The 24,261-nt window shown below is 68.5% G+C and carries 23 protein-coding genes; 13 read left to right on the top strand and 10 right to left on the bottom strand.

The window, feature by feature from the left end; translation table 11 throughout:
- Positions 1–86: 86 nt before the first annotated feature.
- Positions 87–1,949, bottom strand: coding sequence for a flagellin (locus tag VH569_RS06470; RefSeq protein WP_423314634.1), 1,863 nt, complete (start codon positions 1,947–1,949; stop codon positions 87–89).
- A gap of 367 nt (positions 1,950–2,316) precedes the next feature.
- Between VH569_RS06470 and VH569_RS06465 the strand changes: the two genes are divergently transcribed.
- Positions 2,317–2,784: a RidA family protein gene (locus tag VH569_RS06465; protein WP_098740384.1), complete on the top strand. Its 468-nt coding sequence runs from the start codon at positions 2,317–2,319 to the stop codon at positions 2,782–2,784.
- Between the two features lie 107 nt (positions 2,785–2,891).
- Entirely contained in the window at positions 2,892–4,055 is a 1,164-nt protein-coding gene (locus VH569_RS06460; RefSeq protein ID WP_423314633.1) for a GNAT family N-acetyltransferase, read from the top strand.
- A gap of 3 nt (positions 4,056–4,058) precedes the next feature.
- Here the strand turns inward: VH569_RS06460 and VH569_RS06455 are convergent, their stop codons facing one another.
- From VH569_RS06455 to VH569_RS06435, 5 genes are all read right to left on the bottom strand, one after another.
- Positions 4,059–5,171 (bottom strand): CaiB/BaiF CoA transferase family protein, encoded by a 1,113-nt coding sequence (locus VH569_RS06455; protein ID WP_423314632.1) that lies wholly within the window; start codon positions 5,169–5,171, stop codon positions 4,059–4,061.
- 49 nt (positions 5,172–5,220) lie between these two features.
- Positions 5,221–6,261, bottom strand: a complete 1,041-nt coding sequence (gene moaA, locus VH569_RS06450; RefSeq protein ID WP_423314631.1) for a GTP 3',8-cyclase MoaA — start codon at positions 6,259–6,261, stop codon at positions 5,221–5,223.
- A gap of 133 nt (positions 6,262–6,394) precedes the next feature.
- Entirely contained in the window at positions 6,395–8,449 is a 2,055-nt protein-coding gene (locus VH569_RS06445) for a 4Fe-4S dicluster domain-containing protein (RefSeq protein ID WP_423314630.1), read from the bottom strand.
- Positions 8,450–8,622: 173 nt separating this feature from the next.
- On the bottom strand, positions 8,623–9,471 hold the full coding sequence (locus VH569_RS06440) for a substrate-binding domain-containing protein (RefSeq protein ID WP_423314629.1): 849 nt from the start codon (positions 9,469–9,471) through the stop codon (positions 8,623–8,625).
- Positions 9,472–9,586: 115 nt separating this feature from the next.
- Positions 9,587–10,288, bottom strand: a complete 702-nt coding sequence (locus VH569_RS06435; protein ID WP_423314628.1) for an ABC transporter permease — start codon at positions 10,286–10,288, stop codon at positions 9,587–9,589.
- Positions 10,289–10,374: 86 nt separating this feature from the next.
- On the opposite strand from VH569_RS06435, the gene fdhD reads away from it, so the two are divergent.
- The 11 genes from fdhD to VH569_RS06380 all read left to right on the top strand — a co-directional run bounded on the left by fdhD (position 10,375) and on the right by VH569_RS06380 (position 19,929).
- Positions 10,375–11,256, top strand: coding sequence for a formate dehydrogenase accessory sulfurtransferase FdhD (gene fdhD, locus VH569_RS06430; RefSeq protein ID WP_423314627.1), 882 nt, complete (start codon positions 10,375–10,377; stop codon positions 11,254–11,256).
- Positions 11,246–11,884 (top strand): molybdenum cofactor guanylyltransferase MobA, encoded by a 639-nt coding sequence (gene mobA / locus VH569_RS06425; protein WP_423314626.1) that lies wholly within the window; start codon positions 11,246–11,248, stop codon positions 11,882–11,884. The genes fdhD and mobA overlap by 11 nt, the downstream gene beginning before the upstream one ends.
- Positions 11,881–12,390 carry a DUF3305 domain-containing protein gene (locus tag VH569_RS06420; protein WP_423314625.1) on the top strand — a complete coding sequence of 170 codons (510 nt, stop codon included), beginning with the start codon at positions 11,881–11,883 and terminating at the stop codon, positions 12,388–12,390. The genes mobA and VH569_RS06420 overlap by 4 nt, the downstream gene beginning before the upstream one ends.
- Positions 12,387–12,917 carry a DUF3306 domain-containing protein gene (locus VH569_RS06415; protein WP_423314624.1) on the top strand — a complete coding sequence of 177 codons (531 nt, stop codon included), beginning with the start codon at positions 12,387–12,389 and terminating at the stop codon, positions 12,915–12,917. The genes VH569_RS06420 and VH569_RS06415 overlap by 4 nt, the downstream gene beginning before the upstream one ends.
- 452 nt (positions 12,918–13,369) lie before the next feature.
- The gene (locus tag VH569_RS06410; protein WP_423314623.1) at positions 13,370–13,996 is read left to right on the top strand and encodes a TorD/DmsD family molecular chaperone; all 627 of its coding nucleotides are present in this window, start codon (positions 13,370–13,372) and stop codon (positions 13,994–13,996) included.
- 16 nt (positions 13,997–14,012) lie between these two features.
- A complete protein-coding gene (locus VH569_RS06405) occupies positions 14,013–14,264 on the top strand; it encodes a formate dehydrogenase (protein WP_244592863.1) in 252 nt (83 codons plus the stop codon).
- Between the two features lie 13 nt (positions 14,265–14,277).
- On the top strand, positions 14,278–17,178 hold the full coding sequence (locus VH569_RS06400; RefSeq protein WP_423314622.1) for a formate dehydrogenase subunit alpha: 2,901 nt from the start codon (positions 14,278–14,280) through the stop codon (positions 17,176–17,178).
- A gap of 18 nt (positions 17,179–17,196) precedes the next feature.
- Positions 17,197–17,874: a formate dehydrogenase FDH3 subunit beta gene (gene fdh3B, locus VH569_RS06395; RefSeq protein ID WP_423314621.1), complete on the top strand. Its 678-nt coding sequence runs from the start codon at positions 17,197–17,199 to the stop codon at positions 17,872–17,874.
- 2 nt (positions 17,875–17,876) lie between these two features.
- Complete coding sequence (locus tag VH569_RS06390; protein ID WP_423314620.1) at positions 17,877–18,065, top strand: hypothetical protein; 189 nt, start codon at positions 17,877–17,879, stop codon at positions 18,063–18,065.
- Between the two features lie 25 nt (positions 18,066–18,090).
- On the top strand, positions 18,091–19,134 hold the full coding sequence (locus VH569_RS06385; RefSeq protein WP_423314619.1) for a formate dehydrogenase subunit gamma: 1,044 nt from the start codon (positions 18,091–18,093) through the stop codon (positions 19,132–19,134).
- 105 nt (positions 19,135–19,239) lie between these two features.
- Positions 19,240–19,929, top strand: a complete 690-nt coding sequence (locus tag VH569_RS06380) for a class II aldolase/adducin family protein (RefSeq protein ID WP_423314618.1) — start codon at positions 19,240–19,242, stop codon at positions 19,927–19,929.
- Positions 19,930–19,940: 11 nt separating this feature from the next.
- On the opposite strand, the gene VH569_RS06375 is transcribed toward VH569_RS06380, so the two are convergent.
- From VH569_RS06375 to VH569_RS06360, 4 genes are all read right to left on the bottom strand, one after another.
- Entirely contained in the window at positions 19,941–21,944 is a 2,004-nt protein-coding gene (locus tag VH569_RS06375) for an ATP-binding protein (protein WP_423314617.1), read from the bottom strand.
- A gap of 198 nt (positions 21,945–22,142) precedes the next feature.
- On the bottom strand, positions 22,143–22,946 hold the full coding sequence (locus VH569_RS06370; protein ID WP_423314616.1) for a DODA-type extradiol aromatic ring-opening family dioxygenase: 804 nt from the start codon (positions 22,944–22,946) through the stop codon (positions 22,143–22,145).
- A 161-nt stretch (positions 22,947–23,107) separates the two neighbouring features.
- Positions 23,108–23,587 (bottom strand): F0F1 ATP synthase subunit B, encoded by a 480-nt coding sequence (locus VH569_RS06365; RefSeq protein ID WP_109050525.1) that lies wholly within the window; start codon positions 23,585–23,587, stop codon positions 23,108–23,110.
- Complete coding sequence (locus VH569_RS06360; protein WP_423314615.1) at positions 23,584–24,234, bottom strand: ATPase; 651 nt, start codon at positions 24,232–24,234, stop codon at positions 23,584–23,586. Before VH569_RS06360 ends, VH569_RS06365 begins: the two co-directional genes overlap by 4 nt.
- Positions 24,235–24,261 lie beyond the last annotated feature (27 nt).

The following is a 24,261-nucleotide window of genomic DNA, read 5'->3' as shown; positions in this document are numbered from 1 at the left end:
CGCCTGCCGGCGTTGGAAAGCCCGCAAACGGAAAGGGGCGCCCCGGTGGGGGCGCCCCTTTCCATGTGTCGGATCGCTGTCCCGGATCAGAACAGACGCAGGATCGACTGCTGCGACTGGTTGGCGAGCGAGAGGGCGATGGTGCCCAGCTGCTGGCGGGTCTGGAGCATCAGCAGGCTGGCGCCTTCCTCGTTCTGGTCGGCCAGCGTCAGCTTGCTGGCGCCTTCCGTCAGCACGTCGCTGAACTCCTTGGTGAAGCTCTCGCGGGTGGTGATGATGTTCAGGTTGGTCGACAGATTCTGCGAGGCGGAGCGGATCGTCGCCTTGGCGTGATCCAGGCCGGCGACCGCCTTGTCGATGTCGGAGCGGTCCATCCAGCTGTTCTGCGCGCCGTCCAGCTGCAGGCCCTGGCCGCTGGTCGACAGGTTGACCGCGTTCACCGTGATCGCGTTGGTGTTGCGCTCGTTCAGCTGGACCGTGATGTCGTTCGACGTGTTGGCGTCGGAAATCTGCTTGGTGACGATGTTGGCCGAGCAGTTGGCCGAAGCCGCCAGCTTGATCGTCTTCGCGTCGATTTCCATGCGGACGGTGCCGCTGTCGAAGTTGAAGGACTGCTCGCCGCCCGTCAGCTTGCCGTCGCCCTTCTCGTTCATGGCATCGCGGGTGACCTGGGCGCCGTTGGAGTTGGTGACCTGGATTTGCAGGTCGACCTTCTTCTCGATGACCGAGACGCCGTTGCCCTGGTTGTTGGCCGCTTCCAGCAGTCGGCGGTCGACCGTGAAGGACACGATGGTGCCCGACGCGAAGCTTTCCGAAATCTTCTTGGTCAGTGCGTTGGTGGCGCTGGTCGTCACCGTCATTTCGCGCACCGCGCCGGCCGTGGCGTTGCCGGTGAGGGTGATCGTGCCGGTTGCGGTGACGGTTGCGGAGGCGACGTCCTTGCCGACCAGGCGGCCGGTACCGGTGAGGGCCGTGCTGATCGAGGCCCGCAACTGGGTGGCCACCTGGGCCGAAGCGTTCTGGCCGACGGCGACGTCGCCCTTCGTCGCGGTGTAGCTGAAGGACTGGCCTTCTACCGTGATGGTGAAGATGTCGCCTTCTTCGATCGTTCCGCCGACATTCACCGTCGACACCTGCGCCGAACCGGTCTTGGCGGCCGTCGTCAGCTTGGCTTCGATGGTCTGGGTGTTGTCGAAGTAGGAGATCGTGCGGCTCTCGTCGCCGTCCGACACGATGAAGTCGCGGGAACGGCCGTTGGCGCCGCGCACTTCGATCTGGACGTCGGAGAAGCTGCCCAGCGAACCGGACATCGTGCCCGACAGCTTCAGGCCGATGAAGCCGTGCGCGTTCTCGGTCTTGGAGATGTCGGCGGTCTTGCCTTCGATCGAGCCGTCGCCCTTGACGCGGATCGAGTAGGTGTCGGACGAGATGACGTTGGTGACGCGGGCGTTGTCGACGCCGGTCATGCTGTTGACGGCGGCGCGGGACGCGCTGGTGCTGTCCATGCTCATGCCGTTGCCGTTGATCAGGTTCTTACCCTGATAGCCGCTGTCGGCGGCCAGCTTGTCGATCTGGTCCTTCAGCGTGTTGAACTGGCCGGCGAGCGACTTGCGGGTGGCGACGGAGGCGGCGTCGTTGCCGAGCGCCGCGTAGGCGGCGGTGGTCAGGCCCTTGGCCTGGTCGACCAGCGAGTCGATCGAGGTCAGGCCCTTGTCGGCGGCCTGGATGGTGCTGATCGACTGGCCCATCGCGTCCTTCAGCGAGGACAGGTCGCCGGCGCGCTGGTTCAGGCCCTTGGCAGCGAAGAAGGAGGTGGGACCATCGAGAGCCGAATTGATCTTGTTACCCGTCGACAGGATGTTCTGCTTCTTGTCGATCTGCGACTGCGTGCTCTGCAGCTGCAGCAGGTTGGTGCGCATCGAAGCGGTCAGCGTCACATTTCCGGCCATGGTCCTAGTCTCCTTCTGAGGCTGTCCCCGCCCCTGGTCATTTGACCGGCGAGGCAACGTGCGTTTTCCTGACACCACTCTTTCAAGCGCCGTGCCAACTGCCCCGATGTGCCATAAGTGACTGAATTTGCTATGAAATAAAAATAGGTCGGCAAAAAAGGCAGGGGTGTGCCCAAAGGTTCGGACCGGGCGTCCGAAAAACTTTCCCGGAATCTTTTGCCGCTCACGGACGGTTCTGCCGGGATGCCGGGCGGCAAGAATCTTCCCACCGCCCCGCCGGCAAGGGCTATGGTCGGGCTCCAAACCACGTCCCAATCATCGAACGCATGGCCCTTTCATGGGCCAAAGCAGGGAAGGGAGAAGCATCATGACCGGTCGGATCGACGCACGCCTGGCGGAGCTGGGCATCGAGTTGCCGCAGGCCGCCGCCCCGGTGGCCGCCTATGTGCCCTACACCCGTTCGGGCAACACCCTTTACATCTCGGGCCAGGTGACGGTCTGGAACGGCGAGCGCAAGTTCGTCGGCAAGGTCGGCCAGGACTTCACGGTGGAGCAGGGCAAGGACGCCGCCCGCCTGTGCGCACTGAACATCCTGGCCCAGGCCAAGGCCGCGCTGGGCGGCGACCTCGACCGCGTCACCCGCGTGCTGCGGCTGGGCGGCTTCGTCAACTCCGGCCCCGATTTCCACGACCATCCGCTGGTCATCAACGGCGCGTCCGAGCTGATGCGCGACGTCTTCGGCGAGGCCGGCCAGCATGCCCGCGCCGCGGTCGGCGCCCCGTCGCTGCCCGGCAACGTCGCGGTCGAGGTCGATGCGATCATCGAGGTGGCCTGACGGCAGCGGCCCGATGGGCACCGGGGCGGTGGCCAGGGTGGCGGCGGTGCCTTGCTGTCTTGCGGCATGAAGCCTACCTCCTTGCCATCGTTCAAGGAGACGCATGCATGCCCGACGGCAACGATGCCATCACCGTCAAGGTTCTGACCGGGATCGACGAGGCGGACCAGCAGGGCTGGGACGCCTGCGCCGGTCCCGGCAACCCGTTCCTCTCCCACGCCTTCCTCCTGGCGCTGGAGGACTCGGGATCGGCGTGCGGCAAGTCCGGCTGGCAGCCCAGCCATCTCGCCGCCTATGACGGGTCCGGCCGCATGGTCGGCGCGGTGCCGGCCTATCTGAAAAGCCATTCCTATGGCGAGTATGTGTTCGACCATGCCTGGGCCAACGCCTTCGAGCGGGCGGGCGGCAGCTATTACCCCAAGCTTCAGGTGGCGGTGCCCTTCACCCCGGTGCCGGGTCCGCGGCTGCTGGTGACGCCCGGGCCGCAGTCCGAGGCCGTCGCCGATGCGCTGGTCGCGGCGCTGGAGCAGGTGACGGAGCGCTATGGCGTCTCCTCCGCCCACGTCACCTTCCCGGAACGGGCCGATTGGGACCGGCTGGGCACGGCCGGGTGGCTGCAAAGGCTTGGCGTGCAGTATCACTGGCACAACCGCGGCTACGGCAGTTTCGACGAGTTCCTGGAGGCGCTGAACTCCCGCAAGCGCAAGGCGATCCGCAAGGAGCGGCGCGAGGTCGCCGAAAGCAGCGTCCGGCTGCACACCCTGACCGGCGACGACCTGAAGCCGGAGCATTGGGATGCCTTCCACCGCTTCTATCTGGAGACCGCCGACCGCAAATGGGGCGGCGGCTATCTCAACCGCCGCTTCTTCGACCTGCTTGGCCGGACCATGGCCGACCGGGTGGTTCTGGTGATGTGCGAGGATGGCGGGGACTGGGTGGCCGGTGCGCTCAACCTGCTGGGCGACGATGCGCTGTACGGCCGCAACTGGGGCTCCGACGGGAGCTACCGCTTCCTGCATTTCGAGGCGTGCTATTACCGCGCGCTGGATTTCGCCATCGAGCGCGGGCTGGCGCGGGTCGAGGCCGGTGCGCAGGGCGAGCACAAGATCCAGCGCGGCTACCTGCCGGTGCCGACCTACAGCGCGCACTGGATCGCAGACCCAAGCTTCCGCCGCGCGGTGGACCGCTATCTCAAGCAGGAGCGCCCGGCGGTTGAGTCGGAGATCGACGCGCTGGACGAAGAGCTGTCGCCTTACCGCCGGGAGGGCTGAGCCCTATTCCCAGCCGGCCATCACCGCCGCGGCGTCGCTTTCCCGCAAGGGCGCGCGTGCCGGCGGCGGGGCGCCGTCGACGCGCAGGCCCATCAGCGTCTCCACCAGCGGTTCCGGGCCGGCCGAGACGCGGACCTGCCCGCGGGCGGCGATGTGCGGATGGTCGTGGACCTCCGCCAGTTCCGGCACGGCCTCGAAACAGCAATCGACCGGATCGAGCAGGGCCTTCCAGTCCGCCAGCGTCCGGCCGGCGAACAGCGTCTCCAGCTCCGCCGTCAGGGCGGTCTGGGGCAGGGGATCCTCTTGCCGGACGATCCAGTCGGGACGGCCGACCGCCTCGCAGAAGCCGGCCCAGAACTTGGCCTCCAGTGCCGACAGGGTGATGAAGCGGTTGTCGGCGGTGCGGTAGATGCGGTAGCAGGCGGCCCCGCCCGACAGCAGCGCCTCGCCGCGCTTCGGCAGGGTGCCGCGCGCCGCCGCGGTGAGGGTCATGCCCTGCCAGCCCAGCACCGATTCCATGATCGACAGGTCGAGGAAACAGCCCTCTCCCGTCCGCTCCCGCCCCAGCAGCGCACCCGCAACCGCCAGCGCTGTCTGCTGGGCCGAGGCGAAATCGGCGACCGGCAGGTAGCTGATCACCGGCCGGTCCGGCAGCCCGGAGGCGTCCAGCCCGCCGCCGACCGCCATATAGTTCAGGTCGTGCCCGGCCCGCGTCGCATAGGGGCCGTCATAACCCCAGCCCGACAGGCTGGCATGGACCAGCCGCGGGTTGATCTCCCGCAGCCTCTCCCGCCCAAGCCCCAGCTTGTCCATCACGCCCGGCCGGTAGCTCTCGATCAGCGCGTCGGCCTTCGCCAGCAGCCCTTCGAGCGCCGCGCGTCCCCCGGCCGATTTCAGGTCGATGCGGATGACGGTCTTGCCAGCGTTCAGCAGCTTGTAGGCGGCGGTGGTGCCGTCGCTGTCGGCGGGGCCGAGCCGGCGCAGCGGATCGCCCCCCGGCGGCTCCACCTTTACCACCGTGGCGCCCAGGTCGCCGAGAAGCTGTGCCGCATAGGGGCCGGGCAGATATTGCCCGAGGTCGATGACGCGCAGTCCGGTCAGGAAGGGCAGGGGCATGGCGGTGCTCGCTCTTGGTTGCTGATCGGACCTGCGGGATTTCAGTCCCTCACCCCCCGGTGACGCTCATGTGCCGCCCGACGGCCGGCCCCTGGTGGCGGCGGTCGATGATGAAGTCGTGGCCCTTGGGCTTGCGGGTGATCGCTTCGCGCACCGCGTCGATCAGCGGGCCGTCCTCGTCGCTGACGCGCAGCGGCGTGCGCAGGTCGGCGGCATCCTCCTGGCCCAGGCACATGTAGAGCGTGCCGGTGCAGGTCAGCCGAACGCGGTTGCAGCTTTCGCAGAAATTATGGGTCAGCGGCGTGATGAAGCCGACGCGCTGGCCGGTCTCCTCCACCCGGACATAGCGGGCGGGGCCGCCGGTGCGGTGGTCGCTCTCGGTCAGGGTCCAGCGCGTCTGCAACTCGGCCTTGAGCATGGTCAGCGGCCAGTACTGGTCGAGCCGGGCGCCCTCGCCGATGTCGCCCATCGGCATCACCTCGATGAAGGTCAGGTCGAAGCCCTGCTCGCCGCACCACGCCACCATGCGGTGGATCTCGTCGTCGTTGACGCCCTTCAGCGCCACCGTGTTGATCTTGATCTTCAGCCCGGCTTCCTTCGCCGCCTGGATGCCGCCCAGGATCTTGTCCAGCTTGCCCCAGCGGGTGATGGCCTGGAACTTGTGCGGATCGAGCGTGTCCAGCGACACGTTGATCCGCCGCACCCCGGCATCAAACAGCCCGGCGGCATGCTTGAACAGCATGGTGCCGTTGGTGGTCAGCGTCAGCTCGTCCAGGTCGCCCGACTTGATGTGGCGGCCCAGCGAATGGATCAGCCGCATCACGTCGCGCCGCACCAGCGGCTCGCCGCCGGTCAGGCGCAGCTTGCGCGTGCCCAGCTTGACGAAGGCGCTGCACAGCCGGTCCAGCTCCTCCAGCGTCAGCACCTCCGCCTTCGGCAGGAAGCTCATGTCCTCGGCCATGCAGTAGACGCAGCGAAGGTCGCAGCGGTCGGTCACCGACACGCGCAGATATTCCACCTTGCGGCCGAACGGATCGACCAGCGGAGCGACGGCGGCTGACGGCAAGGCTTCGGACACAGGGTTGGTCATCGCTGGACTCCAGGGGCGGCCGCTGACGGGCCACCACAGTATATGTTCGCCACACGCACGATGTGCAACGGTGACGGGAGCGTATTCCACATCACGGTATGCCGACTTTGACGACGATCAAGGGGTCGTGGCGTCACATCAGCTTTTGCCGCACCGCCGCCGGTTGTGCTGCCCGTTCGGCTTCCTCGCGTTCGCGCAGGTCGTCGTCGGTGGTGCGCGGCACCGGCCGCTGGCCCAGGGCGAAGGGCTCGTTGCCGCGTTCGAACTGGTCGCGGACGCGGCAATCCTCACACATGCGGATGCGGTTGGCGGCCTCCGGCGTGGCGAACATCCAGTGCTTGCCCGCCAGCGTCGTCACGATCTTCTCGATGGAGGATTTGGTGGCGAAGGGCTTGCCGCAGGACACGCAGCAGAAGGGCTCCTCCTCCTTCACCACCGCGGCACCGCGGGCCCGGTCGCGGAAGTCGATCTCCGGCACCAGGGATATGACCTTCTCCGGGCAGGTGGTCTTGCACAGGCCGCACTGCACGCAGGCGTCCTGGGCGAAGGACAGCATCGGCTTGTCGGCATTGTCGAGCAGCGCCCCGGTCGGGCAGGCACCGACACAGGACAGGCACAGCGTGCAGCCTTCGACATCCACCGACACCCGGCCGAAGGGCGCACCCGGCGGCAGAGGCAGAACCTCCACCGGAGCCGGGGCGGCCTTGTGCAGATGGCGCAGCGCCAGCATGGTGACCGTGCGCTTCGGCCCCATCGGCAGGAACATCCCCGCCTCGACCGCGTCGGCCGGCAGGGCCCACAGCTCGTCCGCCACCGCATCGGGATCGGCGGCGTCGATCACCGCCACCCGGCCGGAGCCGTAGCCGAGCCCGCTGAAGGCGGCCTCCGCCAGCCCGATCTGCGAGGCGAGGCCGGCGGTCTCGCCTTCGTTCTCCGGTCCGGTCAGCAGGCGGACATGGGTGCAGCCATAGGCCAGCGCCAGGGCGAACAGGTTGAAGCCGACCTGCGTTACCTCGTTCAGCGCGAAGGGCAGCACGCGGGCCGGCAGGCCGCGGCCATGCCGCGCCATCATGCCGACCAGGGCGTCGCCATGGCGCGGGTCGTGGATCAGCAGCGCCGGAGCGGCGCCGCCGGCCTTGCGGTAGGTGGACAGCAGCGTCCGCAGCCGCTCATAGACGGTGGCGGCCGGCGGCAGGGCGTAGGTCGCGGCACCGGTCGGGCAGACCGCGGCACAGGATCCGCAGCCGGCGCAGACATGCGGGTCGATGGCGACATGGTCGCCGTTCGGCGTGATCGCCCCGGTCGGGCAGACGTCCAGGCAGCGGGTGCAGCCGGTCTTGCGGCTGCGCGAATGGGCACAGAGATCGGCCTTGAAGTCGACGAAGCGCGGCTTCTCGAACTCGCCGACCAGATCGGCGATGTCCAGCAGCGCCTTGGCGACCTGTGCCGGGCTGTTGGGGTCGGGCCGCAGATAACCGTCGCGGCGCTTGTGGTCGGGGAACAGCGGCGTGCCGCCGGTCAAATCGAGGATCAGGTCGCAGCGGGCCGACGCCCCCTGCCGCACCGGCTCGAAGCCCAGAGCGCCGCGGGAGGAGGGCAGGGCCGGGGCATAGTCGTCCACCACGATCTCGAAGGCGCCGACCCAGCCGCGGGCGCTGCGGATCCGGCCGCGGAAGATCGCCGCGTCCATCACCGGGGGCGGCGGGATGTCCCTGGCACTGGTCAGCAGAACGGTGACGTCCAGCCGTTTGGCCAGTTCCCGGCCGGCCTCGATGGCGCGCTCATCGTTGCCATAGACCAGACAGGTGCCCTGGGAGGTCAGGGTCAGCGCACCGGTGGGCGGGATCGGCAGGGCGGCCTCGGCCAGCAACGCCGCGATCTTCGGCAGCGCCTGGGCGCCTTCGTCCGACCAGCCGGCGCGCTCGCGGATGTTGGTGAAGGTCAGGGATGTGTCGGGTGCCACGTCCGCCGCAATCTCGGCAAACAGCGGCGCTTCCTGGGTGCAGGCGACCAGCAGCGGCTGACCGGTGGCGACCGCCGCCTCGAATCGGTCGAGCTGCGCCCGGCAGAGCTGGGTGTGCACGGTGGGGGTGCCGCCCTCGCCGCAAGCCTTGCCCAGCGCCGTCCCGTCCAGCGCGATGCTGTGCGCACAATCGCAGACGAGCACCGTCCGTTCGCCGATCTTCATCGTCCCCAAAACTCCTGTCGCTTGGGGCTGACGCCCCTGGCCTGAGGACACTCATATGGGGGAATGCAGGGCGATGGGAATGGGAATCTTGTCAGGGGCGATCCGGACAAACGCTGGCTGGACGGTTCCCGCGACCCTTCCGGATGGAAGGATCCGCAGGGACCCGCCGCTCCTTATGCCCCCGGCTCGTTGGCGTTCGGGAAGAACAGCTGCTCGCCGTTGATCTGGTAGTCGGCGATGGCCTTCTGCCCCTCGGCGGAGACCAGCCAGTCGACGAAGGCCTGTCCGTCGGCCGCCTTGACGTGGGCGAACTTGGCCGGGTTGACCAGCATCACGCCATACTGGTTGAACAGGCGCTTGTCGCCCTCGACCAGCACCGTCAGCGGGCCGCGGTTCTTGAAGTTCAGCCAGGTGCCGCGGTCGGTCAGGGCATAGCCGTTCATGGCGGCGGCGGTGTTCAGCGTCGGCCCCATGCCCTGGCCGATGGAACGGTACCAGCCGCCCTCCGTCTTGGTCGGGTCGAGGTTGGCCGTCTTCCACAGGGACAATTCGGCCTTGTGCGTGCCGCTGTCGTCGCCGCGCGACACGAAGGGCGCCTTGGCACCGGCGATCTTCGACAGGGATTGGGCGACGTCCTTGCTGCCCTTGACGCCGGCCGGGTCGCTGGACGGGCCGACGATGACGAAGTCGTTGTACATCACCGGCTTGCGCACGGTGGCGAAGCCCTCTGCGACGAACTTGTCCTCCGACGGCTTGTGGTGGACGAACAGCACGTCGGCGTCGCCGCGCTTGGCGAGGTCGATGGCCTGACCGGTTCCCTTGGCGACGACCCGCACCTCGATCCCGGTCTTGGCGGTGAATTTCGGCAGGAGCGAGCCGAACAGGCCCGAATCCTCGGTCGAGGTGGTGGAGGCCACCGTGATGAAACGGTCGGCGGCCAGTGCGGCCGACGGGGCGGCGGCCTGGACCAGACCGGCCACGGCCACGGCGGCGAAGCCCAGCACGAATGAACGGCGCAGCATCCCTCAACTCCTCCCACATCGTTGTTGTCTTGCTGGCATAGCGCAGTCGGGCCGCGGGTGCAAAGGCCTGGCCGATCTTTTCCAACCCAGGACCGGGCCATTGCCGGGCCGGGGCTCAGGCCGGTCTGGCCGCCGTCTCCTTCAGCAGCGATGCCGTGAGGTTCACCGCCAGCGACAGGGTCATCAGCACCAGCCCCAGCCCCAGCGCCATCGGCAGGTCGCCCTTGCTGGTCTCCAGCGCGATGGCGGTGGTCATGACGCGGGTGACGTGCTCGATGTTGCCGCCGACGATCATCACCGCCCCGACCTCCGCCGAGGCGCGGCCGAAGCCGGCCAGCACGGTGGTGACGAGGCTCCAGCGCGCCTCCGCCAGCAGGGTGGCCAGCCGGCGGACCGGGCCGGCGCCGGTGACGCGCAGCAGGTCGTCATATTCGGCCAGCAGATCCTCCACCGTCTGGCGGGCGAGCGACGCGACGATGGGCACGATCATCACCGTCTGGGCGACGATCATCGCCGTCGGCGTGAACAGCAGGCCCAGCACCCCGAACGGGCCGGAGCGCGACAGCAGCAGATAGACCACCAGCCCGACCACCACCGGCGGCAGTCCCATCATGGTGTTCAGCGCGACGGCGACGGCCCGGCGGCCGGGAAAGCTGAGCGCCGCGACGGCGGCACCCAGCGGCAGGCCGATCAGCGTGGCGATGGCGACGGCGGACAGGCTGACCCGCAGCGACAGACCGACGATCCGCATCAGTGCGTCGTCCATCGACAGGATCATGGAAAAAGCCACGGCCAGGGCTTGGGAAAAATCCTGCATGAAGTCCAAATCACTGTTCGAATAACTTCGGCGAGGGCTTGTCCGACGGACGCCGCTCGCCCACACTCGCGCGCATGAGCCCGACCATGAGCCTGAAGACCTTCACCATAGCGCCGGACCCGGCGAATCCCAAGCTGACCGAGCGCGTCCGCGGCCTGGACCAGGACGGCCGCGAGATCGAGACCGCCGTGACGGTGGAACGGCCGCTGACCCTGTACCTGAACGGGCAGGAGATCGTCACCATGATGACGATCGGCGACTATCCCGACTGTCTGGCCGTCGGCTATCTCCTGAACCAGAACATGCTACGGCGCGACGACCGCATCACCGGCATCGACGTGGACGAGGAGACCGACACCGTCGTCGTCCGTACCGAGCGCGCGACCGATTTCGAGGCCAAGCTGAAGAAGAAGACGCTGACCTCAGGCTGCGCCCAGGGGACCGCCTTCGGTGATGTCATGGAAACTTTCGAATCCGTCCGTCTGCCGGCCGACGTGCGGCTGCGCACCTCGTGGATCTACGCGCTGTCGAAGCAGATCAACCTGCAGCCCAGCCTGTATCTGGAGGCCGGCGCCATCCATGGCAGCGTGCTGTGCCAGGAGGACAGGCCGCTGGTCTACATGGAGGATGTCGGCCGCCACAATGCGGTGGACAAGGTCGCCGGCTACATGCACCTGAACGGCATTTCGGCTTCGGACAAGATTTTCTACACCACCGGCCGCCTGACCTCTGAGATGGTCATCAAGACGGTGCAGATGGGCATTCCGATCCTGGTTTCGCGCTCTGGCTTCACCGCCTGGGGCGTGCAGCTGGCGCGGCAGGCTAACCTGACGCTGGTCGGCCGGGCCAAGGGCAGGCGCTTCATCGCGCTGGCCGGGACCGACCGGCTGGTCTTCGACACCGATGCCGCGGGAGCCGGCGACGAAGATCGCCGGCATGGACGCAAGGGAAGCCGCGATGACGACTAATTCAATTCATCCCGACATTGGCGGCGTTCTGCTGGCCGGCGGGCTGTCGCGCCGGATGGGCGGCGGCGACAAGTGCCTGCGCCCGCTGGGCGACCGCAGCATCCTGGAACGCATCGTCGCCACCGTCCGGCCGCAGGTCGGGCCGCTGGTGCTGAACGCCAACGGCGATCCGGCCCGCTTCGCCCATCTCCATTTGCCGGTCGCCGCCGATGTGGTGGAGGGCTATGCCGGCCCGCTCGCCGGGGTGCTGACCGGCATGGAGTGGATGCGCGGCACCGCCCCCGGCATCGCCTGGGTCGCCAGCTTCGCCACCGACGCGCCCTTCATTCCGCGCGACCTCGTCACCCGCATGGTGGCGGCGCTGGAGCATGAGGGCGCCGATCTCGCCTGCGCCCGGTCGGGCGGGCAGGAGCATCCCGTCTTCGGGCTGTGGCCTATCCGTCTGGCCGGCGACCTGCGCCGCGCCATGGTGGAGGAGGGCGTCCGCAAGGTCGATGCCTGGACCGCCCGCCACAGGCTGGCCGTCGCGGACTTCGCCGTCGATCCCGTCGATCCCTTCTTCAACACCAACCGGCCGGAGGATCTGGCCGAGGCGGAACGCCTGCTGGCGTCGGGACATGCGTCATGACGGACAAGCCCGTTCCCCAAGCCCTTGAGCGCATCGAGACCATGCCTCTGGGCATCGTGGTGGAGCGCCGCCGCGGCGTCACCGCCTGGGCCGACTGGAGCTGGCGCCCGGTCTCGGTCATTCCCGGCGCCGGTCCGGTCGAGCCATCCGGCCGCCTGCTGATGGAGGGCGACGGCTGGAGCCACAGCCACGCCGCCACCCTGACGCTGGAGCTGTTCCGCACCGACACCGAAGGCTATCGCCTGAACCTGTCGCAGGACCCGCCGCGCCTGTGGGTGGTGATGCGCCCCGGTGGGGACGGAGAGGAACTGGTGCCCTTCACGGTCACGGCGTCGGCCCATGAAGGGGAGGGCTATCAGATCGGGGCCGACGTGGTGGAGACGGTGCCGATGCCGGCGGAGCTGATCGCGCTGGTCCGCGACTTCGTCGAGCAGCACCATGTCGACGTCCCCTTCCACAAGCGCGAGCGCAAGCGCCACTTCGAGAAGGAGGAGGGGCGGCGGTGAGCGGCGAAGCCTTCCTGTCGCGCTGGTCGCGCCTGAAACGCACGGCGGTCAAGCCGGAGCCGGTCCCGCCGGAGGTGCCGCTGGCCGTTGTTCCGCCAGCGGAGGAGGCTGCGGAGCTTCCCGTTGCCGTAACGGAAGACAGCCCGCCGGGCAGCGTCCAGCCGGAAGCCGAGGCCGACGATCCGCTGAAGGACCTGCCGCCGATCGAGGAACTGACCGGCGAGTCCGACTTCACTCCCTTCCTGCGCGCCGAGGTGCCGGAGGATTTGCACCGTCAGGCCCTGCGCAAGCTGTGGACCTCCGACCCGATCTACGCCAACGACGACGGGCTGAAGGACTACGCCGACGATTACGCCAGCCTGTTCACCGGCGGGGTGCCGGTGAAGACCCTCTACCGCGTCGGCAAGGGCTTTCTCGACACGCTGGACGAGGAGGGAGAGGGGGCCGAAGTCGAAGCTGAACTCGTCGTGGAGGACGCTCCCTCTTCCCAATCGCCAATCCCCTCTCCCCCCCGGGGAGAGGGTTAGGGCGAGGGGGGCGCAGCGAGACCTTATTTTCCCGCGGACAGTCCCCAACTCCCCATCTCTCCATGCCATGCATCCCCCTCACCCCGACCCTCTCCCCAGGGAGGGAGAGGGGGCTTGCCCTCAAAGCAAGTCCCGCCTCGCAAATTCACTCCCGAAATGCGACGGATCGTCGCGCCGGCGCGGACCCCCTCAAAACAAAGGGGCGCTCTGTTACCGCGAGCATAGCGGCGCGATAAAGATTCATTTGTCCCCACTTCCGGGTGCGTCCTTGGTTGACAAAAGGATAGGTTCAGTCCTTCTATTGTCTGTCTGTGGATTGCTAAGTCACTGTAAGGCAAAGGCTTTTCGCAGGTGCATCAAAAGGGGTGCGGCATCGGTTCCAAAAACGGCGCGCGGCAGGACCGCGGACGCCGCCGCCCCCGTCTTGCGTTTCCGGGAGGAGTTTGCGGCACGTGTCCAGCGCCGTCGATCATATCGTCCCCCCCGCGGTGGCGGAGGAAGAACTGTTCCGCGCGCAGGTCTATGCCCTGCTGGCGCGCCTGTTCGCGCGCCCGCCCGATGCGGCGTTCCTGACCGCGCTGGGCGGGCTGGCGGGGGAGGGCGGCGAGTTTAGCGCGGCTCTCGACCGGCTGGCCGAAGCGGCGCGCGACAGTGACCCGGCGGCGGTGGAGGAGGAGTTCACCACCCTCTTCATCGGCGTCGGCGGCAGCGAGCGCACCCCCTACGGATCCTTCTACCTGACCGGTTTCCTGAACGAGAAGCCGCTGGCGGAGCTGCGCGTCGCCATGGCGCGGCTGGGCATCGCCCGCGCCGACGGCGTGACGGAGCCGGAGGACCACATCGCCGCCCTGTGCGAGATGATGGCCGGCCTGATCGGCGGCGAGTTCGCGCCGGAGGACGGCGACATCGTCGGTCTCGATGGGCAGCGGGCCTTCTTCGACCGCCACGTCGGTTCCTGGGCCGGGCGGTTCTTCGCGGATTTGGAGACCTCGCCGTCGGCCCGCTTCTATCGGGCGGTCGGTGCGGTCGGACGGAGTTTTCTGGCGGTCGAGGCGCGCGCCTTCGACCTTGCGGCCTGAAGTGAGGAGCGAAGCCATGACGCGGAACGCGGTCAAAGCCACTGATGAAGCTGTCAAACAGGGCAAGGATACGCAGAGCACGGACAAGGGGCTCGCCCGTCGCGACCTGTTCCGCGCCGCCGGCCTCGGCGTCGGCGCGCTGGGTGCCGTTGCGGCCGGCGTGACCGCCACCGGCGGACCGGCCGAGGCCGCGCCGGCAGAGACGACCTCCACGGGCTACCGCGAGACCGACCATGTCCGGAAGGTCTACGAAGTCAGCCGCTTCTAAGAGGAACGCCCCGATGCTCATCAAGAAAAGCTCGGCCACCTCCGGCGGCCGCCACCTTGCCCGTACCCTGACCCAGACGCTGGCGACCGCCACCGGCGTCACGGTGGACCGCCGCGCCTTCCTGCGCACCTCCGGCATCGCCGCCGGCGGTGCCGCGCTGGCCTCCGCCATGCCCTTCGGCATGGTGAAGAAGGCCGACGCCGCCACCGCGGCCGCCGTCGCCGGCGCGCCGGTCAAGCAGGTCAAGTCGGTCTGCACCCACTGCTCGGTCGGCTGTACCGTGGTGGCCGAGGTGCAGAACGGCGTCTGGATCGGGCAGGAGCCCGGCTTCGACAGCCCGATCAACCTCGGCTCGCACTGCGCCAAGGGCGCCTCGGTGCGCGAGCACGCCCATGGCGAGCGCCGCCTGCGCTATCCGATGAAGATGGTCGACGGCAAATGGACCCGGATCGGCTGGGACCAGGCCATCGAGGAGGTCGGCTCCAAGCTGCTGTCGATCCGCGAGCAGTCCGGCCCGGATTCGGTGTTCTGGCTCGGCTCGGCCAAGCACAGCAACGAGCAGGCCTATCTGTTCCGCAAGTTCGCCGCGCTGTGGGGCACCAACAACGTCGACCATCAGGCGCGCATCTGCCACTCCACCACCGTGGCCGGCGTGGCGAACGTCTGGGGCTACGGCGCCATGACGAACAGCTACAACGACATCCAGAAGTCGAAGGCGCTGTTCTTCATCGGCTCCAACGCCGCCGAGGCGCACCCCGTCGCCATGATGCATGTGCTGAAGGCGAAGGAGCAGAACGCCGCTCCCCTGATCGTCGCCGATCCGCGCTTCACCCGCACCGCCGCCCACGCCAACGAATATATCCGCTTCCGCCCCGGCACCGACGTGGCGCTGGTCTGGGGCATCCTCTGGCACGTTCTGCAGAACGGCTGGGAGGACAAGGACTACATCGCCAAGCGCGTCTACGGCTTCGACGACATCCGCGCCGAGGTCGCCAAATGGACGCCGGAAGAGGTGGAGCGGGTCACCGGCGTTCCGGGCTCGCAGCTGCACCGCGTCGCCCGCACGCTGGCCTCCAACCGTCCGGGCACGCTGGTCTGGTGCATGGGCGGCACCCAGCACCACATCGGCAACAACAACACCCGCGCCTATTGCGTGCTTCAGCTGGCGCTGGGCAATGTCGGCGTGTCGGGCGGCGGCACCAACATCTTCCGCGGCCACGACAACGTCCAGGGCGCGACCGACTTCGGCGTCACCTCGGACAGCCTGCCCGGCTATTACGGCCTGGCCGAGGGCGCGTGGCGCCACTGGGCGCGCGTCTGGGATCTCCCCTATGACGGCATCCTGAAGCGCTTCGGTTCCAAGGCGCTGATGGAGAGCACCGGCATCCCGGTGTCGCGCTGGTTCGACGGCGTGCTGGAAGCCAAGGAGAATTTGGACCAGCCGAACCCGGTCAAGGGCATGGTCTTCTGGGGCCATGCGCCGAACAGCCAGGTCCGTCTGCCCGACATGAAGAAGGCGATGGAGAAGCTGGAGCTGCTGGTCGTCGTCGATCCGTACCCGACGATGACGGCGGTGCTGCCCGACCGCAAGGACAACTTCTACCTGCTGCCGGCCGCGACCCAGTTCGAGACCTCCGGCTCCGCCACCGCGTCCAACCGCTCGGTCCAGTGGCGCGACAAGATCATGGAGCCGCTGTTCGAATCGAAGACCGACCACGAGATCATGTATCTCTTCGCGAAGAAGTTCGGCTTCGCGGAGGATCTGGTCAAGAACGTGAAGGTCAACGGCAACGAGCCGTCGATCGAGGACATCACCCGCGAATGGAACCGCGGCATGTGGTCGGTCGGCTACACCGGCCAGTCGCCGGAGCGCCTCAAGCTGCACATGCAGCATCAGGGCACCTTCGACAAGACGACGCTGCGCGCCGTCGGCGGCCCGTGCGACGGCGATTACTTCGGCCTGCCCTGGCCGTGCTGGGGCACGCCGGAGATGAAGCATCCGGGCTCCGCCAACCTCTACGACACCTCGCTGCCGGTGGCCGAGGGCGGCGGCGCCTTCCGCGCCCGCTTCGGCGTCGAGCGCAACGGCGTGACGCTGCTGGCCGAGGGCTCCTATCCGGAAGGGTCGGAGATCAAGGACGGCTATCCGGAAGTCACCATGGCGATGCTCCAGAAGCTGGGCTTCGACGCCGACCTGACGCCGGAGGAACTGGCGGTCATCCAGAAGATCGGCGGCGACAAGATCGGTGCCGTCTCCTGGACTACCGACCTGTCCGGCGGCATCCAGCGCGTGGCGATCAAGCATGGCCTGAACCCGCCGGGCAACGCCAAGGCCCGCTGCGTGGCCTGGAACTTCCCGGACCCGGTTCCGATCCACCGCGAGCCGCTCTACACCCCGCGCCGCGATCTGGTCGCCAGCTATCCGACCTACAAGGACACCAAGTCCTGGCGCGTGCCGACGCTCTACAAGTCCATCCAGGACCGCGACGTGTCGAAGGAATACCCGATCATCCTCACCTCCGGCCGTCTGGTCGAGTATGAGGGCGGCGGCGACGAGACACGCTCCAACCCCTGGCTGGCCGAGCTGCAGCAGGACATGTTCGTCGAGATCAACCCGTTCGACGCCAACAATGCCGGCGTCAAGGATGGCCAGCTGGTCTGGGTCGAGGGTCCGGAAAAGGGCAAGGTGAAGGTCAAGGCGATGGTGACCGAGCGTGTCGGCCGCGGCGTCGCCTTCATGCCCTTCCATTTCGGCGGCGTGTATCAGGGCCAGGATCTGCGCTCCAAATACCCGGCCGGGGCCGACCCGATCGTGCTGGGCGAGGCCGCCAACACGGCGACCACCTACGGCTACGATTCGGTGACCCAGATGCAGGAAACCAAGACCACCCTTTGCCGCATCCAGGCGGCCTGACGCGCAGGAGTTTGAACCATGGCCCGGATGAAATTCCTGTGCGACGCCGAGCGCTGCATCGAGTGCAACGCCTGCGTCACCGCCTGCAAGAACGAGCATGAGATCCCCTGGGGCATCAACCGCCGCCGTGTCGTGACCATCAACGACGGCAAGCCGGGGGAACGGACGATCTCGGTCGCCTGCATGCATTGCTCCGACGCGCCCTGCAAGGCGGTCTGCCCGGTCGACTGCTTCTACCAGACCGACGAAGGCGTGGTCCTGCACAACAAGGATCTGTGCATCGGCTGCGGCTATTGCTTCTACGCCTGCCCGTTCGGCGCGCCGCAATATCCGCAGGCCGGCAACTTCGGCACCCGCGGCAAGATGGACAAGTGCACCTTCTGCTCCGGCGGTCCCGAGCCCGACAATTCGGAGGCCGAGTTCAAGAAGTACGGCCGCAACCGTCTGGCCGAGGGCAAGCTGCCGCTCTGCGCCGAGATGTGCTCGACCAAGGCGCTGCTGGCCGGCGATGCCGACAAGGTGTCGGACATCTACCGCGAGCGCGTCGCCGCCCGCGGTTTCGGCTCCGGCGCCTGGGGCTGGGGCACCGCCTACCAGACCAGGTCGGGCCAGGAGCGCGGTCAGCCCGGCGGTTCGCTGTTCCAGGGCACCGGCGGTCCGGCCGGCGGGGGCACCTTGCAGAAGCAGGGGCTGTGACGGTGACCGTCATCCGGGCCGCTGTGCTGGCGTTCGGCGCCGTCGTCCTGCTGGCCGGCTGCCAGGAGGACGGGACGCCGCGCCCGGTCCATCTGGACAAGGGCGTCTACCGGGGCGCGGCCGACACGCCGTTGAGCGCCGAACAGGTGCGGGCGCTGCAACAGCGCACCGCCTATCAGGGTGTGCGATAGGGAGCGTCCGATGGAAGGTCATCGCATGAAGACGGCTGCCGCCGCTCTGCTGCTCGGGATCGGACTTGCCGTCGGTCTGGCGCTGCCGGCCGCCGCCCAGTCCAGCGTCCGGATCGGCGGGCCGGCGGCGGAGCAGCAGGTCGACCGCGACGGGCCGATGGTGCCGACCCAGATCCCGGGCCAGAGCCGCGGCGACAGCTGGCACGCCATCCGCCTGGGCGAGCAGGGCACCGTCTCGATTCCCAACAAGCAGTCCGGCGTGCTGATCCAGTCGGAAGGCGAGGCGTGGCGCGCGGTGCGCAACGGTCCGCTCAGCCAGTACGGGTCCTGGGTGCTTGGCGGCATCCTGGCCCTGCTGGCTCTGTTCTTCCTGGTCCGCGGCCGCATCCGCATCGACGGCGAGAAGACCGGCCGCACCATCCAGCGCTTCAACGCCTTCGAGCGCGGCGTGCATTGGATGACCGCCAGCAGCTTCGTCGTGCTCGCCATTTCCGGCCTGAATGTGCTGTACGGCCGGCACACGCTGCTGCCGCTGATCGGGCCGGAACCCTTCGCCGCGCTCAGCCATTACGGCAAGCTGGCGCACAACTTCTTAGGCTTCGCCTTCATCCTGGGCGTGGCGCTGATCTTCGTCCTGTGGGTGCACCACAACATCCCGTCGCGCCATGACCTGACCTGGTTCCTGAAGGCGGGCGGCCTGTTCTCCAAGGGCGTCCACCCGCCGGCGCACAAGTTCAACGGCGGCCAGAAGGTGATCTTCTGGTCCACCGTCGTCGGCGGTGCGGCGCTGGGCTTCACCGGCGTGCAGCTGATCTTCCCCTTCAGCTTCGCCACGCTGGAGGAGATGCAGCTCTACCAGCTGGCCCATGCCGCGATTGCCGTGATCATGATCGCCATCATCCTGGCGCACATCTACATCGGCTCCGTCGGCATGGAGGGCGCCTTCGACGCCATGGGCGACGGGCAGGTCGAACTGCAATGGGCGCGCGAGCACCATTCCCTGTGGGTCGAGGAGGTGACCGGCGAAAAGGTGCGCCACGGCCATCACCACGGGACGCCGGCGGAGTAGGGCAAAGGCGGGGGGATGTGTCCACCTTTCCCCCCCGCTCCCCTCTTGACCCTGTCTGCACTCCATGGCCCCTTGGGCGCTCCCGCCATTCCGGATGCGCCCGCCATGACCAGCAACCTTTTCGAACGTCAGGCCGTCATCGACGGCTGTCTCGCCATGAACCGGCTGGGCATCAACCAGGGCATGTCGGGCAACCTGTCGCAGCGGATCGACGGGGGCTTCCTGGTCACGCCGACCAGCATGCCCTATGACGCGATGACCCCGGCCGACATTGTCGAGATGGGGTTCGACGGCACCTATCTCGGCAGCCGCCGGCCCTCGTCGGAATGGCGCATCCATCGCGACATCCTGCGGGCGCGGCCGGACGTGACGGTCGTCCTCCACGCCCATCCGGCCTTTGCCACCGCGCTGGCGGTGCATGGCCGCGGCATCCCGTCCTTCCATTACATGGTGGCGCTGACTGGCGGCGATTCGATCCGCTGCGCCCCTTACGCCACCTTCGGCACGCAGGACCTGTCGGATCACGCCCTGACGGCGCTGGACGGGCGGCTCGCCTGCCTGTTGGCCAACCACGGCATGATCGTGCTGGGGACCAGCGTGGCGGGGGCCCTGGCGCTCGCGGTCGAGGTCGAGACGCTGGCCCGCCAGTATCTCTATGCCCAGCAGTTCGGCGAGCCGGTGATCCTGCCGCCCGACGAGATCGCGCGGGTGGCGGAGAAGATGCGGCGGATGAAATACGGCCAGCCCATCGACGACAACGATGCGCCCGAGGACACGGCGCGCCCGCGCTTCTGACCGGCTGCTCCTTACGGGCCGATCTGCGTCATCGAGGTGCTGGTGGCCAGATGCCCGGCCGGCTTGAGGGCGGCGACCCGCAGCAGCGGCTTGGCATTGCCGACCGCCTCGACCTGAAGCGGGCGTTCTTCGGCCGGCGGTTCATAGACGGCGGGCAGGGCGATGGCGATGCGGGTGCCCTGGCCGGGCTCGCTCGCCACCTCGATGTCGCCGCCCAGCATGGCGGTGTAATGGCCGACCAGCGTCAGACCCAGCCCGGCGCCGCGCGGCTTGCCCTGGCCGCGGGTCGCCACAGTGCCGTTGCCGGCGCCCTGGACGAAGGGCTGGAACAGCCTGCCGGTCTGCGCGGTGGCAAAGCCGCGGCCGGTATCGGCGACGGTGAAGCGGTACCAGCGGGCGCCGTCGCGCTCCATCCGCTCGGCCGACAGGGTGACGGTGCCGTCCTGGGTGAACTTGCAGGCATTGTCCAGCAGGTTCAGCAGCGTCTGCCGCACCTTGGTGAAATCCGAATGCATCTGGCCGAGCGCGGCCGGCGCCGACAGCTCAAGCGCGTTGCCGTAGAGGTCGGCGGCCGGCATCGACCGCTCGCGCGCCTCGGTCAGCAGCCGGTTGACGTCGAAATCCTGCAGGCAGACATCCATCGCCCCGGCTTCGACCTTCGCATAGTCCAGGATGGCGTCGACCAGACCGGTCAGCTGCTCGCCGGTCCACTGGATGTGTTCGACGTCGGTCGCCAGCTCGTCGACGCCCAGCCGGTGCAGGTCGGTCATCAGCGCCTGGCTGGCATTGACGATCTCGGTCAGCGGACCGTGCAGTTCATGGCCCATGTTGACGAGGAAATCGCTCTTGGCCCGGCTGGCGGCATCGGCCATCGCCTTCTCGCGCAGCAGGCGGCTGTGCTCGACCTCCGCCTCGCGGCGCTCGCGTTCGGTGTCCTCGGCGGTGCCGCGCAGGGCCTCCACCGCGCGGGCCATGGCGGCGATCTCGTCCTGCCCGGTCAGCGCCGGCAGCGTCAGGTCGGTTCGGCCGGCGGCCAGCGCCGTCACCGCGGTCGCCATCGTCCTCACCGGACCGGCGACGCTGCGCTGGACAAGCCACAGCGCGGCGATGCCGGCCAGCAGGACCAGCCCGCCGATCCACAGCGCGACGCTGGTGTAGCCGGACAGGCCGCTGGTCAGCGTGCCGCGCAACGCCTGGGTTCCGGCCTCCGCCCGGCGGCGGATCTCGCCCAGATTGGCGGCGATGCCGGCGGCGTTGGCCGCCATCGCTTCGGCGCGCAGATTGTCCTCCTCGACCACCGAGCCTTCGATGGCGGACAGAACGCCGCCCGCCTTCGCCAGCAGGGCGGTGACCTCGTCGATGGACTGCTTGGTGCCGGGAACCCACAGATAGCGGTTCATCTCCGCCAGCCGGTCGCGGGCGGCGGCAAGCTGGGTGCGCATCGCCTCCGCATCCTGCGGATCGCGGCGGTCGACGTAGCGGGTCAGATGCTCCTGCATCAGCAGGGTAGCGATGGCGGCATCGCTGGCGAGTGCGGTCGAATCGACGCCGCCGGCATTCTTGAGCTGGTCGAGCTTGCGGCGCGTCTCAGCGACCAGCGGTTCCAGAACGCCGGTCATCTGGCCGTTGCGGTCGCTGCGCAGCGCGATCAGTTTCTGCACCGCCGCCCAGTAATCCTCCAGCGCGGCGCGGGCCTTGTCGACGCCCTGGCGATCCGCGGTTTCCACCACGGTCTTGGACAGCGCTTCGAGCCGGTCGCGCAGCGTGTCGTGCCGCCAGGAGGCGTCGAGAAGACTCTGGTCGTCGCCGTAGGTCAGATGGTCGCGCACGGCGACCTCCATGTCGCGCAGGCTGACATCGGCGTCGGCCGCCACCTGCGACAGGTCGGCGCGGCCGGAGAAGGCGCCGATGTCGCGCGACACCGCGTAGAACCAGCCGAGCCCGACCAGGGCCAGCAGGACCACCAGCCCGAGGGCGATGCCGAAGCCAGCGCCCACCCGCGCCGACACGGTCATGTCGCGGAATCGGGTCCGGCGGCCGCTCCGGGACAGAATGCCGTTCCGCTTCACACCGACTCCCGCTCGCGCTGTGCCTGACGATTCCCGCATCCGACCGGCCACAACCATTGAGCGGCCGGTCGCCGCGCGCGCGGATTGTAGCTTGGCTATCCCCCCAGGCAAACAGACAAGTGTGCGACGGAGTACCGCCAAAGGTCAGGCAGCATCGGCCTCTGCGTCAGCTTGCGCACTGGTGAAGGCGTAGGCGTGCATGCCCAGGCTGCCGTGCTCGAAGCCGGCATGCAGCCGTTCGGTCTTCGGCCGCGGACCGGCGGCACCCAGCGCCACCGGCAGCGGCAGGAAATGCTCGTCGGTCGGGTGGGCGCGGCGGGCGTCGGGGCTGGCGTCCAGCCAATTGCCGACGGCATCGGCGTCGCCGGCCTCCAGCGTCCTGTCCAGCCAGCCGGCGAAGCCGGTGGCCCAGGGGGCGGCGCTGTTGCCGCCGAAGCGGAACTCCCGCAGGTTATGGACGGCGCCGCCGCTGGCGAGGATCAGGACGCCGTCGCGCCGCAGCGGCTCCAGCAGGTGGCCGAGCGCGATGTGGTCGGCGGCGCTGCGGTAGGGCATCACCGACAACTGCGCTACCGGGATGTCGGCCTCCGGATACATCAGCATCAGCGGCACCCAGGCGCCATGGTCGAGCCCCTGCGACGGGTCGACCACGGCGTCGGTCATCTCCGCCACCCGGGCGGCCAGCGCCGGAGCGCCGGGAGCGGCGTAGCGCATGCGGTAAAGTTCGTCCGGGAAGCCATAGAAATCGTGGACGGTCTCGGGCGCCGTGGCCCCGCTGACCGCCGGCACCCGGGTGGTCCAGTGGGCCGACACCGCCAGGATGGCGCTCGGCCGGCCGAGCTTGCGGCCCAGCCCGGCGAGGAAATCGCGGCCGGCGCTGGTCTCCAGGATCAGCGTGGGGGCGCCGTGGGAAACGAAGACGGAGGGGAAAGGGGCGGTGTCGGACATCGGTGAACGGAACTCCGGCCGGGCGATGGGGGAGGGCGGTGGAGAATTCGGGGCCGTTCCATTCGACCAAAGAAAAACCCCGGCGCCAAGGCCGGGGTTTTTCTAAAGTCCGTTGCTCACGCCGCAACAATCGTCGCGACGGACCTGGGTAGGCGTACCGATCAGTGCAGGTGCTTCGGCAGCTCGCCGATCGACTGCTCGATCAGTTTGTCGGCCTGGGCCGGGGGCAGGCCGCCGGCCAGGACGCGCCGGCTGGCGCCGATGGCGACGTCGACCGTCAGGTTGCGGACCTCGGCCAGCGCCGCGGCTTCCGCCTGGGCGATGCGATCCATGGCCTGGGCCTCGCGACGCTTCAGCGACGCTTCCAGGTCGGAACCGGCCTGGGCCTGCAGACGGGCGGCTTCCTCGCGGGCGTGGGCCAGAACGGCCTCCGCTTCCTTCTTGGCGTCGGCCAGACGGCTCTGGTAGCCGTTCAGCAGGGCCTGGGCGTCCTTGTGAAGACGCTCGGCCTCGTCCAGTTCGGAGCGGATGCGCTCGGCGCGGCCGTCCAGAGCGGTGCCGATGGTGGCGGACGCCTTCTTCCAGACCAGGGCCATGAAGATGACGAAGGCGACGAAGACCCAAAATTCAGGTGCGTTCATCCCCGGCGCTCCTCAAGCACGGCCGCGACGGCGGCGTCCGCCTGGGCCTGATCGACGTCGACGCCGGCCAGACGGCCGGTGATGTCGCGGACGATGCCGGCCGACTCGGCGCGAATGTTGGCCAGGGCCTGTTCCTTCGCCGCGGCGATGGAGGCCTCGGCGGTGCGCAGGCGTTCGGCGATGTCGGCGTTCAGTTGGGCCTGACGGGCCTGGCTGTTCGCCTCGATCCCGGCGGCAGCCTGGGCGATGACGCCCTGGGCCTCGGCGCGGGCGCCGGCGAGGGACTTCTCGACCTGGGCCAGGATGGCCTCGGCCTCTTCCTTCAGCTGGGCGGCCTTCGCCAGATCGCGCGAGATGCGCTCCTGACGCGCTTCCAGAACCTCGGCCACGCGCGGGAGCGCCTTCTTGGACATGAGGTAGTAGAGAACGCCGAAGGTCAGAGCCAGCCAGAAGATCTGGGTCGGGAAATTGGCGGGATTGAGCTGCGGCAGGCCGCCGGAAGCGTGCTCGCCGCCGTGCGCCGCGTTCGGAGCGTGCTCCGCCGCGGCCGCCAGGACGGTGCCGGCCATCGTGGTGAGGGTAGCGAGCGAAGCGCCCGCCACGCCCGACCAGCGGGCCAGCCGGCCTTTGGCCAACAGGTTCGGCATGATCGGTCCCCCTAGGCAAAGGAGCGG

Source organism: Azospirillum sp. 11R-A (genome assembly GCF_049472615.1).
In the GTDB taxonomy this organism is placed as follows: Bacteria; Pseudomonadota; Alphaproteobacteria; order Azospirillales; family Azospirillaceae; genus Azospirillum; species Azospirillum palustre.
Note: the sequence above shows the minus strand (reverse complement) of the source record. Positions and strands in the feature narration are given on the sequence as shown.

Bases quoted from the DNA above. Each gene is read 5' to 3' on its own strand.
- VH569_RS06470 (WP_423314634.1), bottom strand. From the start codon at position 1,949: ATGGCCGGAAATGTGACGCTGACCGCTTCGATGCGCACCAACCTGCTG.
- VH569_RS06465 (WP_098740384.1), top strand. From the start codon at position 2,317: ATGACCGGTCGGATCGACGCACGCCTGGCGGAGCTGGGCATCGAGTTG.
- VH569_RS06460 (WP_423314633.1), top strand. From the start codon at position 2,892: ATGCCCGACGGCAACGATGCCATCACCGTCAAGGTTCTGACCGGGATC.
- VH569_RS06455 (WP_423314632.1), bottom strand. From the start codon at position 5,171: ATGCCCCTGCCCTTCCTGACCGGACTGCGCGTCATCGACCTCGGGCAA.
- moaA (WP_423314631.1), bottom strand. From the start codon at position 6,261: ATGACCAACCCTGTGTCCGAAGCCTTGCCGTCAGCCGCCGTCGCTCCG.
- VH569_RS06445 (WP_423314630.1), bottom strand. From the start codon at position 8,449: ATGAAGATCGGCGAACGGACGGTGCTCGTCTGCGATTGTGCGCACAGC.
- VH569_RS06440 (WP_423314629.1), bottom strand. From the start codon at position 9,471: ATGCTGCGCCGTTCATTCGTGCTGGGCTTCGCCGCCGTGGCCGTGGCC.
- VH569_RS06435 (WP_423314628.1), bottom strand. From the start codon at position 10,288: ATGCAGGATTTTTCCCAAGCCCTGGCCGTGGCTTTTTCCATGATCCTG.
- fdhD (WP_423314627.1), top strand. From the start codon at position 10,375: ATGAGCCTGAAGACCTTCACCATAGCGCCGGACCCGGCGAATCCCAAG.
- mobA (WP_423314626.1), top strand. From the start codon at position 11,246: ATGACGACTAATTCAATTCATCCCGACATTGGCGGCGTTCTGCTGGCC.
- VH569_RS06420 (WP_423314625.1), top strand. From the start codon at position 11,881: ATGACGGACAAGCCCGTTCCCCAAGCCCTTGAGCGCATCGAGACCATG.
- VH569_RS06405 (WP_244592863.1), top strand. From the start codon at position 14,013: ATGACGCGGAACGCGGTCAAAGCCACTGATGAAGCTGTCAAACAGGGC.
- VH569_RS06400 (WP_423314622.1), top strand. From the start codon at position 14,278: ATGCTCATCAAGAAAAGCTCGGCCACCTCCGGCGGCCGCCACCTTGCC.
- fdh3B (WP_423314621.1), top strand. From the start codon at position 17,197: ATGGCCCGGATGAAATTCCTGTGCGACGCCGAGCGCTGCATCGAGTGC.
- VH569_RS06385 (WP_423314619.1), top strand. From the start codon at position 18,091: ATGAAGACGGCTGCCGCCGCTCTGCTGCTCGGGATCGGACTTGCCGTC.
- VH569_RS06380 (WP_423314618.1), top strand. From the start codon at position 19,240: ATGACCAGCAACCTTTTCGAACGTCAGGCCGTCATCGACGGCTGTCTC.
- VH569_RS06375 (WP_423314617.1), bottom strand. From the start codon at position 21,944: ATGACCGTGTCGGCGCGGGTGGGCGCTGGCTTCGGCATCGCCCTCGGG.
- VH569_RS06370 (WP_423314616.1), bottom strand. From the start codon at position 22,946: ATGTCCGACACCGCCCCTTTCCCCTCCGTCTTCGTTTCCCACGGCGCC.
- VH569_RS06365 (WP_109050525.1), bottom strand. From the start codon at position 23,587: ATGAACGCACCTGAATTTTGGGTCTTCGTCGCCTTCGTCATCTTCATG.
- VH569_RS06360 (WP_423314615.1), bottom strand. From the start codon at position 24,234: ATGCCGAACCTGTTGGCCAAAGGCCGGCTGGCCCGCTGGTCGGGCGTG.